Raw genomic sequence first — 13,439 nt, forward strand, 5'->3', positions numbered from 1 at the left:
TACGCATGTTAGCAATTGACTTGCATCAAATAAAAATAATCCATACTGACTGCAATGTCTAAACTCTTCAAAATTTCTTCAGAATGGTTTATTGGGTGTGCCATTAGTGCGATAGCGTACACAATTATTTTTTATTTCAATAGTTGGTTAACGAATAGCTTGGTATTTAGTTTGGGGGTAAATTGGATTTATCTTCCTGCTGGCTTGCGTTTATTTCTAACTTTAATTTTTGGTTTGCCTGGTGCGCTCGGTATTGCAATCGCCTCTTTCCTGATTAGCTACTACGGCGACTTCCCGCATGAATTAACGCTGTGTGTTGGCGTCGGACTAATTTCCGGATTTGCCCCGTACTTAGCTCGATTTTTCGTATTTAGCAATCTGCGACTTGAATCAGATTTAAGTAATCTCAATTTACCAAAGTTAATTGCTTGTATTTTGATTTACTCCCTGCTTTCAGCAGGCCTGCATCAATGGTGGTTTTCTACTATGACCTTAGAAGATACCGGTAGCGTAAACCACTTTGTGGTGATGTTTGTAGGTGATGTATTAGGCTCTTTGTTACTGGTTACTTTAATCAAATACTGCTTAGATCTATTGAAAAAAGTTAGGAAAACAGCTCACTAAGTGCTGCACCTGGATCGGCTGCGCGCATAAAAGCTTCGCCCACCAAGAAGGCGTTGACTTGATGTTCACGCATGAGCTGAACATCGGCACGACTCAATATCCCAGACTCCGTTACCAATGTTTTGTTATTCGGAACCATAGATAGCAGAGAGAGCGTAGTTTGCAGAGTTACCTCAAAAGTCTTGAGGTTGCGGTTATTAATTCCAAGTAGCGGAGTTTTAAGTTCTAACGCTTGCTCAAGTTCTGCGGCATTGTGGACTTCGACCAATACATCCAAACTTAGCTCGTGCGCGCAGGCTTCTAACTCTTTCATTTGATTTGATTCTAGGCAGGCCACGATTAACAGGATTGCATCCGCGCCAATCGCGCGGGCTTCATAAACTTGATATGGGTCTATGGTGAAGTCTTTACGCAAAACGGGAATACTGCAAGCAGCACGAGCTTGCTGGAGGAAGTCATTGCAGCCCTGAAAATAATCTACATCCGTTAGAACTGATAAGCAGGCAGCGCCATGATTTTCATACGACTTGGCGATATCTGCGGGATGGAAGTTCTCACGCAAGATTCCTTTGCTTGGACTTGCTTTTTTAATTTCAGTAATTACGCCAGCTTTACCAGCCGAAATCTTTCTCTCTATAGACTGAATAAACCCTCTAGGTTTCAAAAGTGCATCTAGATTGTTTGCTTCGGCTTGCTCACGTTGGTTGGCGAGAGATACTTTCTTGAGGCAGTTAGCAACTTCAAGCTTTTTGGTTGCAACAATTTTGTCGAGGATATCACTCATGAATAATGGCTTATTTAGATTGTGTTGCTGCTACGAATGTGTCCAGCTTTTGACGTGCAGCCCCTGATGCAATCGCGGCTTTAGCAAGTGCTACACCGCTGGCAATATCTTTTGCCACGCCTGCCACGTAAAGTGTTGCGCCAGCGTTGAGGCAAACGATGTCGCTTGCTGCGCCTGGCTTGCCATCAAGAACCTCAAGAACAATTTTCTTGGACTCGTCGGCATTGGCAACTTTAAAGTTGTTGGTCGGGGCTGTATTTAAGCCAAAGTCTTGTGGCTGAATTTCATATTCACGCACCACACCATCTTTGAGCTCTCCAACCAAGGTGGGCCCCTCTAAAGAAATTTCATCAAGACCATCGCGTCCGTAAACCACTAGTGCGTGCTCCATTCCTAGTGCTTGCAATACACGTGCCTGAATTCCCACTAGATCAGGGTGGAACACCCCCATCAAGATGCGCTTAGCATCTGCAGGGTTGGTGAGGGGGCCCAAGATATTAAAAATAGTTCGTACGCCGAGTTGCTTGCGAATTGGAACAACATTTTTCATTGCTGGATGATGGTTTGGTGCAAACATAAAGCCTGCGCCTACCGTTGAGATGCATTTGGCTACTTGATTAGCGGACAGCGCAAGATTGACGCCAAGCGCTTCTAAAACATCAGCGCTACCGGACTTACTGCTCACACTACGGTTGCCGTGTTTAGCAATCTTTGCTCCCGCACCTGCTGCCACAAACATTGCTGCAGTCGAGATATTGAATGTGTGTGCGCCATCGCCGCCTGTGCCCACTACGTCAACTAAGTGGCTGCGGTCTTCTACTTTGACAGAGGTTGCAAACTCACGCATGACTTGTGCAGCAGCAGCGATTTCACCAACCGTTTCTTTTTTGGTGCGAAGTGCAACCAATAATCCAGCAACCAATTCTGGTGACATCTCACCGCTCATGATGAGACGCATCATGGCAGTCATCTCGTCATGAAATAGTTCGCGATGTTCAATGCAGCGTTGTAAGGCTTCTTGCGGAGTAATTGGCATGGCGCTGTAATTAAGGTTGCTTATTTGTTTTGTAAAAAGTTCTTGAGAAGGGCATGGCCATGCTCAGAAAGAATGGACTCTGGATGAAATTGCACGCCTTCTACTGCAAGCTCTTTGTGGCGAACGCCCATGATTTCTCCATCGGAAGATGTTGCAGTCACTTCAAGCGTTGCGGGTAGAGAGCTCTTCTCAATAGCAAGCGAGTGGTAGCGCGTTACTTTAAATGGATCGGGCAAGTTTTTAAATACTCCGACACCAGTGTGATGAATGCTGTCTGTCTTACCATGCATCACCTTTTGAGCGCGAATGACTTTGCCGCCAAACGCTTCGCCAATAGCCTGATGGCCTAAGCAAACACCTAGAATTGGAATTTGTCCGGCATAGCGTTTTATGGTTTCAACTGAGATGCCTGCTTCAGCTGGGCTACATGGCCCAGGTGAGATACAGATACGCGCAGGATTGAGCTTGGCTATATCCTCAACGGTAATTTCATCATTACGAAATACTTTTACCTCTTCACCCAGTTCTGCAAAATACTGAACAAGGTTATAAGTAAACGAATCGTAGTTATCAATCATTAGGAGCATCAAGTCCTCCTTGTACTAAATCTGCTGCAGTCAATACTGCACGTGCTTTTGCTTCTGTTTCTTTCCATTCGGCTGTCGGGTCAGAGTCGGCTACGACACCTGCGCCTGCCTGAGAGTGCAGCATGCCATCGCGGATAACGCCCGTACGAATAGCAATAGCTACATCCATATCCCCGGAGAAGGATAGGTAGCCAACCGCACCACCGTATACACCGCGCTTCACGATTTCCATCTCATCAATAATTTCCATCGCCCGAATTTTTGGCGCTCCTGACAAGGTGCCAGCTGGGAAGGTGGCACGCAATACATCCATATTGCTCATATTGTCTAAAAGATCGCCTTCTACGGAGCTCACGATATGTTGAACATGTGAATACTTCTCGATCGACATAGAGTCAGTCACCTTCACTGAGCCTGTTTTAGCAATTCGTCCCACGTCATTGCGCGCTAAATCAATCAGCATGACGTGTTCAGCGATTTCTTTGGGATCTGCTAAGAGTTCTTTGGCTAGGCGCTCATCTTCCTCGGGATTTGCTCCGCGAGGGCGGGTGCCTGCCAATGGACGTATGGTCACAATTTTCTCGGCAGCCCGTTTTTCTTGACGAACCAAAATCTCAGGGGATGAGCCAACAATTTGCATATCCCCAAAGTCATAGAAATACATATATGGGGACGGGTTGAGTGAGCGTAAGGCTCTATAGAGTGCCAAAGGTGAATCTGTAAATGGTTTGCTGATGCGTTGACCAATCACCACTTGCATGCAATCACCGGCCAAAATATATTCTTTGGTTTTAAGGACTGCATTTTCAAAATCAGCAGCCTTAAATTTGCGAATGAGTTCTGTCTTAGTGCTTGGTAAAGATGCTGGCATATTTGCTGGCTTACCAAGACAAGTCATTAATTCTTTTAAACGTACTTGGGCTTTTTCAAAGCTATCAGTATTGCTTGGATCTGCATAAACGATGAAGTAAATTTTTCCAGCGACGTTATCAATTACGGCTAACTCTTCAGTCAACATGAGTTGAATATCAGGCACACCTAATTCATCGGGTAGTTGATGTTTAGCTAGGCGTGATTCAATGTAACGTACTGTGTCATACCCAAAGTAGCCGGCTAAGCCACCACAAAAACGTGGCATATCGGGTTGTAGAGCAACCTTAAAGCGTTTGAAATAAGTATCAACAAAGTCGAGCGGATTATCGGTATTACTTTCAACGACTTTTCCATCTGTAACTACTTCATTGATCGGCGCAGTGGGCGTGCCAACAGTTCTGACGATTGTCTTGGCGGGTAGGCCAATAAAGGAGAAGCGGCCGAAACGCTCGCCACCCAAAACGGACTCCAGCAGATAAGTATTTTTCGTGCCAAACGCTTGGCTGAGTTTGACGTAAAGCGATAATGGTGTTTCAAGATCGGCCAAGACCTCCTTAATAAGAGGAATGCGATTGAAACCCTGTTTAGCTAGGGCATTGAATTCTTCGCGTTGCATTAGGATCTTCCTGACTTTCCTAATTCAGCACGCATTGCATCAATCACTTGCGCATAATTTTCTTTACCGTAAATTGCTGAGCCAGCAACAAAAGTATCAGCACCTGCTTTTGCAACTTCAGCAATATTGTCGACCTTAATACCACCATCTACTTCAAGACGAATGTGTCGACCAGTCTCTGCTTGGTAGCGATCAAGGCGCGCGCGAACTTGAGTAATCTTATTGAGGGTGCTTGGTATAAATGATTGACCACCAAACCCTGGATTAACTGACATGAGTAATACCAAGTCAATGAGCTCCAAAGTGTGATCAAGATGATCTAGTGGAGTTGCTGGATTAAATACAAGACCTGCTTGGCAACCTTGATCACGAATGAGGTTTAGTGTGCGATTGACATGCGGACTTGCTTCAGGATGAAAGCTAATTAAATTGGCGCCCGCTTTAGCAAAGTCAGGAACAATTCGGTCCACTGGTTCGATCATCAGGTGCACATCGATTACGGCCGGCTTGCCACCTTTGATTGCATACGGACGAATAGCCTCACAAACCAAGGGGCCAATGGTGAGATTGGGTACATAGTGGTTATCCATCACGTCAAAGTGAATCCAATCGGCGCCCGCCACTAAAACGTCTTGTACTTCCTTGCCCAGACAGGCGAAGTCAGCGGACAAAATCGATGGGGCAATAACAAATTGGCTATTTGAGGATGTTTTTTGGCTTTCCATCCCTAGATTCTAGCTTGCAGTTGACCTTAGGATGGAGCAGAATTCGACCATGAATCCCCACGAAATCAGCATAACGGTCAAAGCCCAGTATCTTCCGGAGCAATCTGACCCAGATAACCGCCAATTTGCCTTTGCTTACACCGTCACCATACGAAATACGGGTACGGCCAGTATTCAGCTAATAGCACGCCATTGGTTTATTGCGGATGGGGATAACGACGTCCAGGAGGTTCGTGGCCTAGGGGTTGTAGGTCAACAGCCGCTTTTGCGCTCTGGGGAGCATTTTGAATACACCAGTTGGGCTACCTTGCCCACCCCCGCAGGGACTATGCGTGGGGAGTATTTCTGCGTAACTGAGGAGGCTCAGTTCTTTCAGGCCCCTATTCCTGAGTTTGCCCTGGTGATGCCGCGTACCTTGCACTAGCGCAGGACTCTAGAGACTATTTTTTGCCTTTACCCGTCCAGAGGACAATAAAAAGCAATAGTCCTAAGGCAACGGCACCCTCAAAGACAAACAGTAGCATTGGGTATTCATCGAGTAAATTGGCGATCATGATTTCTAAATTTAAATATGTTGTATTAAGTGTATTCGCAATCCTGGCCGTTAGCTTGATTGCGGGATGTTCCACTCCCCCCACTCGTGGCACGGGTTATCGCTCCAGTAATTCTGGTGCAGCGCCATCAAGCTATAGCTCTTCTATTGCTAGTTTTAGCGCCGTCTCATGGCAGGTCTTGCCGGGATGGTACGACGATGATCTATCTCAAGCTTGGCCCGCGTGGTTAAAAAGCTGTGATGCCTTACGTAAGAAAAATAGTGAAGTTAGTTGGCGTGAGGTATGCACTCAAGCGAGCACTGTTTCAGGCCGCGATACACAAGCAGTTCGCAAATATTTTGAAAGTAATTTTCAAGCGTATGAAATTCGCACTAGCTCTGGAAGTGATACGGGTTTAATTACCGGTTACTACGAGCCTGTCATGAATGGCTCACTCACTCGCACTAGTACATACAACGTACCGCTCTATAGCTATCCAAGTGCGTGGCGTAAATCAAAACCGAATCCGGGTCCAACGCGTGCAGAGCTCATCAGCTCTGGAGTGTTAAAGGGATCCGAAATTGCGTGGGTACAGGATCCTGTAGCGGCAGCTTCCATGCAAATACAAGGTTCCGGAAAGATTCGTCTTGAAGATGGGCGCGTCGTACGTCTCGGCTACGCAGGTACCAACGATCAACCATTTAAGTCATTTGCACAGTGGTTGTTAGATCGAAAAGAAATTACGCGAAGCGAAGCAACGATGCAAGGTATCTCGCAGTGGGCAAAACGTAATCCTGATCGGGTCAATGAAATGCTCAACGCTAACCCGCGTTTTGTTTTCTTTAAAGAGTTGCCAGGTAATGTGGCTGCAGATTTAGGCCCTAATGGAGCCTTAGGTGTGCCGCTTACTGGTGAGCGTAGCATCGCTGTTGATTTACAGGCTTTGCCTTTGGGCGCGCCAGTCTTTTTGGCTACAACAAAGCCATTGAGTAACCAGTCCTTGCAAAAGCTGGTGATGGCGCAAGATACTGGCAAGGCGATTGTGGGCGGCGTCAGGGCAGACTACTATTGGGGATCAGGGGATTCTGCTGGAGAGATGGCGGGCCGCATGAAACAAAATGGCAGGATGTGGCTGCTGCTTCCACGTTAATAAATTCTTACTACCGAAAGAAATCAATGAGCTACAAAACAATTTTGACTGAAGTGGATGGCAAGGTCGCAACCATCACTTTAAATCGCCCTGAAGTATTGAATGCCTTAAATGACCAATTGATGGAAGAGCTTGGCGCTGCATTATTGGCTTTTGATGCGGATGACAATATTGGTTGCATGATTGTTACTGGCAGTGAAAAGGCGTTTGCAGCTGGAGCTGATATCGCATCCATGGCGAAGTATGGACTGAAAGATGTTTATCGCGGTGACTTTATTACCCGCAACTGGGAAGAAATTAAAAAAGTCCGCAAGCCTGTAATAGCTGCCGTCTCCGGCTATGCGCTGGGTGGTGGTTGTGAGCTCGCCATGATGTGCGACACCATTATGGCTGCTGATAATGCGAAGTTTGCTCAACCAGAAGTGAAGTTAGGAATCATTCCTGGTGCTGGCGGTACACAACGTTTACCACGTGCAGTATCGAAAGCAAAAGCCATGGATTTAGCCTTAACAGGTCGCATGATGGATGCCGCCGAAGCTGAGCGCGCTGGTTTGGTCGCCAGAATTTTCCCGCAAGCAGATTTATTGAAAGAGGTAAAAGCAATTGCTAAAGGAATTGCCGATATGCCTTTATTGACTGCAATGATGGTTAAGGAAAGTATCAATACGGCCTACGAGACTACATTGTCTGAGGGTATTCATTTTGAGCGTCGCCTCTTTCATGCCTGTTTCGCAACAAATGATCAGAAAGAGGGTATGGCCGCATTTATGGAAAAGCGCCCAGCCAAATTTACCAACTCTTAATTTCAGAAATTCAAAAAAGAATTTAGTTTTTTTCTAGGAAGCGTTGAGCTAGTTTGACCCAATAGCTCACGCCTACTGGAATCAAGGAATCGTTGAAGTCGTAGGAAGGATTGTGCAGGTGGCAAGGGCCCATGCCATGACCTACGGAGCGATGATCCCCATCGCCATTCCCAAGGAAAACATAGCAACCTGGCTTTTCCAGCAACATAAACGCAAAGTCTTCTGCGCCCATCGTCGGATCAATTGAGGTATTCACATTCTGCTTGCCAACCAACTCACTCATTACCTCTGTGGCAAATTGCACTTCATCTGCATGGTTAATGAGTGGTGGGTAATTTCGAGAGAATGCAATTTCTGCTTGGCAATCAAATGCGCTTGCAACACTGTGAGCGATTTCGCGAAGACGTTGCTCAATTAGATCTAGGACATCTAATGTGAATGTGCGAACTGTGCCGCCAATGAATGCGCTATCCGGAATGACATTGCTTGTTTCACCCGCATGAAATTGCGTAATGGATAAAACAGCAGCATCCACAGGGCGTTTATTTCGTGTAATGATGCTTTGTAATGCAAGCACAACTTGTGCGCCAGCAAACACAGGATCTGCGCTGTTATGGGGAAGGGCGGCATGACCACCTTTGCCCTTAATATTGATTTCGAAGGCATTGCTAGAAGCCATCATGGGGCCAGGAGTCACGCCAAAGTGACCTTCTGCTAAGCCGGGCCAGTTGTGCAAACCAAAAACGGCATCACATGGAAACTCTTTGAAGAGTCCATCTTTAATCATTTCATTTGCGCCTGCACCACCTTCTTCAGCTGGCTGAAAAATAAAAATGACCGTACCCTTGAAGTCACGATGATTTGATAAATACTGTGCGGCACCAAGGAGCATGGCAGTGTGACCATCATGACCACAAGCGTGCATTTTTCCTGGGTTCTTTGAGGCATGCGCGAAGTTGTTGTGTTCTTGTAATGGCAACGCATCCATATCGGCGCGAAGACCAATCATCTTGCCTGGACCTAAGTCGCCATCTAAGCGACCGACTACTCCAGTTTTTCCCATGCCACGGTAAACAGTAATTCCCCAGCTGGAAAGTGCCTCTGCTACTAAGTCAGCCGTGCGGTTTTCCTCGAAACGCAATTCAGGATGCGCATGAATATTGCGTCGAATTTCTTGAATTGCTTCTGCGGATTCGGTAATTTCTGGGAGTAAATGCATCCCTTCATCTTATCCGAAAGTCTTTTAATGTGCCTTTAGAGGGCAATTAATGCTGATTATTGATTGGGTAATTGAATGTGCTTTGCAGCAAAATGCAAAGCCTCAATTGAATAGGGGCTATTAGTGGTTTTTTGTAGCTCTTTTGGCAGTCTTGGAATCAGACCTAAGAATGGAGATTCAATTCTGGTTTGCAATGTTTGGAGATTTTCTTGCGACAGCGGCATTTCCTCTGTAAGGGTGTTGGCAATCCATCCAGCAATCTTTAAATTGCGCACTTTCATTACCTCATGCGTTAGTAGGGCATGATTAAGGCAGCCTAATTTCATGCCCACTACGAGAACTATTGGTAAATCAATCTTCTTTGCAAACCCACCTAAATCTTCATCTTCATTTAAAGGTATTAGCAAGCCTCCAGCACCCTCAACCACAACGCAATCTGTATGTTGTTGAACAGTCTGAAAGGCCTCAGTTATTACACTCATTTCAAGCTTTAACCCTTGCTGCGCCGCTACTAGGTGAGGGGCAGATGGTTGATCTAATACATAAGGGCATAAGCTCAATTCGTTATGACCAAGGTTGGACGCAGTGCGTAGTGTTTCTAAGTCTTCATTGAGGGTTGTACCGTTTGCGTTCTTGTAAGTTCCGGCAACAACGGGCTTAAAGCCAATGGCGTTTATTTTTTGTTCGCGCAATTTCACAATGAGCGCACCGCTTACCAGGGTTTTACCAACCTCGGTATCGGTACCAGTCACAAAGAATCCAGTGGGCTTATTCATGAGACGTCTTTTGGATGGCTATCTGCTCAATCATTTTTAAAGTAGTGATTAGCTGATACAAATCTGCTTCACTATGATTTGCTGAGAAGGTAATTCTCAATCGCGCACTGCCAATGGGTACCGTGGGTGGGCGAATTGCTGGAATCCAATATCCGGCTTCATCCAACAATTTGGCTGCCAACAAGGCATTGGCATTGCTGCCCAAGATAACAGGCTGAATTGCAGTGCAAGAAGATACTTTTTCCCATTGAGCAAAATGCATTTCATCTTGCCAAATGCGAATGAGTTTATTGAGTTGGGTGCGACGATTGCCCCCTTCATTTCCCTCAATCATTTCTAAGCTCTTGGAGAGAGTGTGCGCTATTGCTGGTGGCGTAGCAGTGCTGTAAATAAAGGGGCGACCTTTTTGGATCAGCCATTCAATCAAGGTTGCATGCGCACAAACAAAAGCACCGCTGACACCGGCAGCCTTTCCAAGTGTGCCGATATACACAATGCGATCTGAGCAAATATTTTCCTGCTCCAAAATGCCGTGACCATGTTTACCTAAAACTCCAAAGCCATGAGCATCATCCACCAATAGCAAGGCATCATATTGCTCGGCGATTTCTAATAATCCCTTAACAGGGGCAAGGTCACCATCCATACTAAAGACGCCATCAGTGACAATCATCTTGAGAGGATTTTGATCAGCTTTTAGTAATTCACTTAATGCATTGATGTCATCATGATCAAATAACTGAACCCGCGCATTATTTTGCGAGCTTGCTAAGCGGACACCATCAATCAAAGACGCATGATTTAACCTGGCTGAATAAATGCTGGTGGACCCTTGTGGCGCAAGTCTTGCTAAGGCTGTAATTGCTGTTAGATTGGCAAGGTAGCCGGTGCTAAAAAAGAGTGCGCGTGCATCAGGGATATGTTGCTTCTGAAAATCTGCCAACTTACTTTCAAGAATCTCATGAGCAATGCTATGGCCACTAATGAGATGTGAGGCGCCGCTACCAACACCATACTGCGCTGCGCCTTCAGCAAGAGCTTGGACTAGCTCGGGATGATTTGCCAGACCCAGATAGTCATTACTGCAGAAAGCTTTTAATTCACGCCCGTTAACTAGCGTCTTGGTGTCGCAAGGAGATTCAGTTGCTCTCAATATTCGTTTTAGCAGTTGTACATCCAAATCTGCGATTTGCTCTTGCGCAAAATGAAGGGCGTTAAATGCACTCGTCATACCAATGTCTTTTCTAAGGCAAGCTGCACCGCTTTACCTAATTGCAACGTTTCTTCAGATGACAAGATATAGGGGGGCATTACATAAATCGTATTGCCAATAGGCCTAATTAGTACAGCCGCTTCTAAGCTATTGGTAAACATGGTTCGCGCAAAAATTTTAGGATCTTTGATGTAATTGTTTTTAACGTCAAATGCCAAAATCATTCCCTGTTGGCGCCAATGTTCAATTCGGGAATCGGTCTTTGCCCATGTAAACGCTTTTGCTAAATCTTGCGAGCGCCCAAGATTCTTTTCTAATACATTTTCGGATTCAAAAATCTCAAGACAAGCTAGAGCGGCAGCGCATGCTAGAGGATTGCCAGTATATGAGTGAGAGTGTAAAAACCCTTGCGATGTTTGGTCGCCATAAAACGCCTGGTAAATCTGATCGGTAGTAAGGCACAGTGATAGGGGCAAATAACCACCGCTAATTCCCTTGGAAAGCGTTATAAAGTCTGGCCAGATATCCGCATGTTCACAGGCGAAGAACTTACCGCTCCGACCACAGCCAACGGCAATCTCATCTGCAATCAGATGCACTTCATAGCGATTGCATAGTTCTCTGACTAGGCGCAAATATTCGGGAGAGTGCATCGCCATTTGTCCGGCGCATTGCACTAAGGGCTCAACAATAAACGCAGCTATATGTTGATGCTCTTTTATAAATAATTCTTCAACTTGTTTTGCGGCAAGTTTTGCCACATCATCTGCGGTCTCACCAACTTTTGCTTTGCGTGCATCGGGGGAGGCGACTGTGTAGACATCTTGCAGTAGTGAACCATAAGCTTCTCTGAAAATGGCTACGTCAGTTACCGCTAATGCACCTAGCGTTTCTCCGTGATAACCATTCTCTACGCAAACAAATTTCTTCTTTTGAGATTTGCCAGTGAGCTGCCAATAGTGATGACTCATCTTCAGAGCAATCTCTACAGCAGATGCACCATCAGATGCGTAGAAGACGTGACCCAAGTGTTGCCTGGTTAACGCCGAAAGTTTTTCAGACAACTCCACTACAGGTAGATGTGTAAAACCTGCGAGCATCACATGCTCAATTTTTTCTAGCTGCTCAGTTATTGCTCGATTGATGCGTGGATTGGAGTGACCAAATAGATTTGTCCACCATGAACTAATGGCATCAAGCAGGGCATTTCCGTTTTCGTCATATAGCCAAGCACCCTTACCTTTTGTGATGGCAACTAGCGGAAAGGACTCATGCTGTTTCATCTGAGTGCATGGGTGCCAAACGGCGGCTAGGCTGCGATCAATGAGTGCGGCTTGATTTAAATCAGAAATAACCTTCATGTTTGATATTTGACCACTAGTTTTCCCAATTTCAGGCCTGTATCTGTTATGTTTATGCCTTGAATCTACCTAATTTCTGGAATTTGCCCATGCAGGACACTCAAATCGTTGAAAAACCTTTAACCCAGTTCAAATCGAAGGCTGAATTGCATCAAGGGGTGCATGAGGAAATTTCAGCGCCTGGAGAGTGGTCAGTAGCTCAAATTGAGGCTTTATTTGCCCTTCCATTTAATGAATTGATGCTGAGAGCCCAAGAGACTCATAAGGCTTATTTCCCTGAGGGTGATGTCGAATTGGCTACCCTGTTGTCAATCAAGACAGGTGGTTGTCCTGAGGACTGCGGCTACTGCCCGCAAGCCGCTCGTTATGACACCGATGTTAAGGCCGAGAAGTTAATGGGCTTGGAAGAGGTTTTAGAGGCTGCTAAAGCAGCTAAAGCGGCTGGTTCTAACCGTTTTTGTATGGGCGCTGCTTGGCGCGAGCCTAAGGATCGTGATATTGAAAAAGTGACCGCCATGATTAAGGGCGTAAAAGCCCTGGGCCTTGAAACCTGCGCTACCTTGGGCATGTTGGAAGCTGATCAAGCTCAGGCCCTTCAGGAGGCTGGTTTGGACTTCTATAACCATAATTTAGATACCAGCGAAGATTTTTACCGCTCAGTCATTTCTACTCGTGGCTATCAGGATCGCTTGGATACGATTTCCAATGTCCGCGCTGCTGGAATGTCAGTTTGCTGCGGAGGAATCGTGGGCATGGGCGAATCTAGAGAGCAGCGAGCTGCCTTTCTGGCGCGCTTAGCCAATCTAAGCCCATATCCAGAATCAGTGCCTATTAATCATTTGGTGCCTGTGGCTGGCACGCCATTAGCAGATCAAAAGCCATTAGATCCGCTCGAGTTTGTTCGAACTATTGCGGTTGCTAGGATCACCATGCCTAAAGCTCGTGTGCGCTTGTCAGCAGGACGTCAGGAGCTTGGTAGGGCTGTCCAGGCAATGTGTTTCTTGGCTGGCGCTAATTCGATTTTCTATGGTGAGCAACTACTCACTACCGGTAATCCTGAGGCAGAACAAGACCGTGCACTCTTGGCTGAGTTGGGTCTGAAGACCAAGCAAAGCAGCAAAGCAGAGGTTTTAATCTAA

Annotated in this window: 14 protein-coding genes; 5 read left to right on the plus strand and 9 right to left on the minus strand. The window is 46.0% G+C overall.

What is annotated here, in order from left to right; genetic code table 11:
- The first annotated feature begins 54 nt into the window (after positions 1–54).
- Entirely contained in the window at positions 55–624 is a 570-nt protein-coding gene (locus ICW03_RS00790; RefSeq protein ID WP_215348246.1) for a hypothetical protein, read from the plus strand.
- Here ICW03_RS00790 and trpC read toward each other — a convergent pair.
- The 5 genes from trpC to rpe are packed head-to-tail and all read right to left on the minus strand — an operon-like array spanning position 605 to position 5,245.
- The gene (trpC, locus tag ICW03_RS00795) at positions 605–1,408 is read right to left on the minus strand and encodes an indole-3-glycerol phosphate synthase TrpC (protein ID WP_215348247.1); all 804 of its coding nucleotides are present in this window, start codon (positions 1,406–1,408) and stop codon (positions 605–607) included. The two genes, ICW03_RS00790 and trpC, sit on opposite strands and share 20 nt — an antisense overlap.
- A 10-nt stretch (positions 1,409–1,418) precedes the next feature.
- On the minus strand, positions 1,419–2,444 hold the full coding sequence (trpD, locus tag ICW03_RS00800) for an anthranilate phosphoribosyltransferase (protein ID WP_215348248.1): 1,026 nt from the start codon (positions 2,442–2,444) through the stop codon (positions 1,419–1,421).
- Positions 2,445–2,464: 20 nt separating this feature from the next.
- Positions 2,465–3,031 (minus strand): aminodeoxychorismate/anthranilate synthase component II, encoded by a 567-nt coding sequence (locus tag ICW03_RS00805; RefSeq protein ID WP_215348249.1) that lies wholly within the window; start codon positions 3,029–3,031, stop codon positions 2,465–2,467.
- A complete protein-coding gene (trpE, locus tag ICW03_RS00810) occupies positions 3,015–4,520 on the minus strand; it encodes an anthranilate synthase component I (protein WP_215348250.1) in 1,506 nt (501 codons plus the stop codon). Before trpE ends, ICW03_RS00805 begins: the two co-directional genes overlap by 17 nt.
- Positions 4,520–5,245: a ribulose-phosphate 3-epimerase gene (gene rpe, locus ICW03_RS00815; protein ID WP_215348251.1), complete on the minus strand. Its 726-nt coding sequence runs from the start codon at positions 5,243–5,245 to the stop codon at positions 4,520–4,522. Before rpe ends, trpE begins: the two co-directional genes overlap by 1 nt.
- Positions 5,246–5,294: 49 nt before the next feature.
- Between rpe and apaG the strand changes: the two genes are divergently transcribed.
- From apaG to ICW03_RS00830, 3 genes are all read left to right on the plus strand, one after another.
- Positions 5,295–5,669, plus strand: a complete 375-nt coding sequence (gene apaG / locus ICW03_RS00820; protein ID WP_215348252.1) for a Co2+/Mg2+ efflux protein ApaG — start codon at positions 5,295–5,297, stop codon at positions 5,667–5,669.
- Between the two features lie 128 nt (positions 5,670–5,797).
- Complete coding sequence (locus tag ICW03_RS00825; RefSeq protein WP_215348253.1) at positions 5,798–6,928, plus strand: murein transglycosylase A; 1,131 nt, start codon at positions 5,798–5,800, stop codon at positions 6,926–6,928.
- Positions 6,929–6,954: 26 nt separating this feature from the next.
- Positions 6,955–7,731, plus strand: a complete 777-nt coding sequence (locus ICW03_RS00830; protein WP_215348254.1) for an enoyl-CoA hydratase — start codon at positions 6,955–6,957, stop codon at positions 7,729–7,731.
- 22 nt (positions 7,732–7,753) lie between these two features.
- On the opposite strand, the gene ICW03_RS00835 is transcribed toward ICW03_RS00830, so the two are convergent.
- From ICW03_RS00835 to bioA, 4 genes are read right to left on the minus strand one after another with little or no spacing between them, the layout of a single operon-like run.
- Positions 7,754–8,950, minus strand: a complete 1,197-nt coding sequence (locus tag ICW03_RS00835; protein WP_215348255.1) for a M20 aminoacylase family protein — start codon at positions 8,948–8,950, stop codon at positions 7,754–7,756.
- A gap of 56 nt (positions 8,951–9,006) precedes the next feature.
- A complete protein-coding gene (gene bioD, locus ICW03_RS00840; protein WP_215348256.1) occupies positions 9,007–9,726 on the minus strand; it encodes a dethiobiotin synthase in 720 nt (239 codons plus the stop codon).
- On the minus strand, positions 9,719–10,957 hold the full coding sequence (locus ICW03_RS00845) for an 8-amino-7-oxononanoate synthase (RefSeq protein WP_215348257.1): 1,239 nt from the start codon (positions 10,955–10,957) through the stop codon (positions 9,719–9,721). Before ICW03_RS00845 ends, bioD begins: the two co-directional genes overlap by 8 nt.
- Positions 10,954–12,300, minus strand: coding sequence for an adenosylmethionine--8-amino-7-oxononanoate transaminase (gene bioA, locus ICW03_RS00850; RefSeq protein WP_215348258.1), 1,347 nt, complete (start codon positions 12,298–12,300; stop codon positions 10,954–10,956). The genes ICW03_RS00845 and bioA overlap by 4 nt, the downstream gene beginning before the upstream one ends.
- Positions 12,301–12,389: 89 nt before the next feature.
- Here bioA and bioB point away from each other — a divergent pair, with 89 nt between their 5' ends.
- A complete protein-coding gene (gene bioB, locus ICW03_RS00855) occupies positions 12,390–13,439 on the plus strand; it encodes a biotin synthase BioB (RefSeq protein ID WP_215348259.1) in 1,050 nt (349 codons plus the stop codon).

Origin of the sequence: Polynucleobacter sp. MWH-Aus1W21 (genome assembly GCF_018687275.1) — a bacterium.
Classification (GTDB): Bacteria; Pseudomonadota; Gammaproteobacteria; order Burkholderiales; family Burkholderiaceae; genus Polynucleobacter.

Excerpts from the sequence above, each read along its gene's own strand:
- ICW03_RS00845 (WP_215348257.1), bottom strand. The coding sequence starts at position 10,957 with ATGACGAGTGCATTTAACGCCCTTCATTTTGCGCAAGAGCAAATCGCA.
- rpe (WP_215348251.1), bottom strand. The coding sequence starts at position 5,245 with ATGGAAAGCCAAAAAACATCCTCAAATAGCCAATTTGTTATTGCCCCA.
- bioD (WP_215348256.1), bottom strand. The coding sequence starts at position 9,726 with ATGAATAAGCCCACTGGATTCTTTGTGACTGGTACCGATACCGAGGTT.
- bioA (WP_215348258.1), bottom strand. The coding sequence starts at position 12,300 with ATGAAGGTTATTTCTGATTTAAATCAAGCCGCACTCATTGATCGCAGC.
- ICW03_RS00825 (WP_215348253.1), top strand. The coding sequence starts at position 5,798 with ATGATTTCTAAATTTAAATATGTTGTATTAAGTGTATTCGCAATCCTG.
- trpD (WP_215348248.1), bottom strand. The coding sequence starts at position 2,444 with ATGCCAATTACTCCGCAAGAAGCCTTACAACGCTGCATTGAACATCGC.
- ICW03_RS00805 (WP_215348249.1), bottom strand. The coding sequence starts at position 3,031 with ATGCTCCTAATGATTGATAACTACGATTCGTTTACTTATAACCTTGTT.
- trpC (WP_215348247.1), bottom strand. The coding sequence starts at position 1,408 with ATGAGTGATATCCTCGACAAAATTGTTGCAACCAAAAAGCTTGAAGTT.
- ICW03_RS00835 (WP_215348255.1), bottom strand. The coding sequence starts at position 8,950 with ATGCATTTACTCCCAGAAATTACCGAATCCGCAGAAGCAATTCAAGAA.
- ICW03_RS00830 (WP_215348254.1), top strand. The coding sequence starts at position 6,955 with ATGAGCTACAAAACAATTTTGACTGAAGTGGATGGCAAGGTCGCAACC.
- bioB (WP_215348259.1), top strand. The coding sequence starts at position 12,390 with ATGCAGGACACTCAAATCGTTGAAAAACCTTTAACCCAGTTCAAATCG.
- ICW03_RS00790 (WP_215348246.1), top strand. The coding sequence starts at position 55 with ATGTCTAAACTCTTCAAAATTTCTTCAGAATGGTTTATTGGGTGTGCC.
- apaG (WP_215348252.1), top strand. The coding sequence starts at position 5,295 with ATGAATCCCCACGAAATCAGCATAACGGTCAAAGCCCAGTATCTTCCG.
- trpE (WP_215348250.1), bottom strand. The coding sequence starts at position 4,520 with ATGCAACGCGAAGAATTCAATGCCCTAGCTAAACAGGGTTTCAATCGC.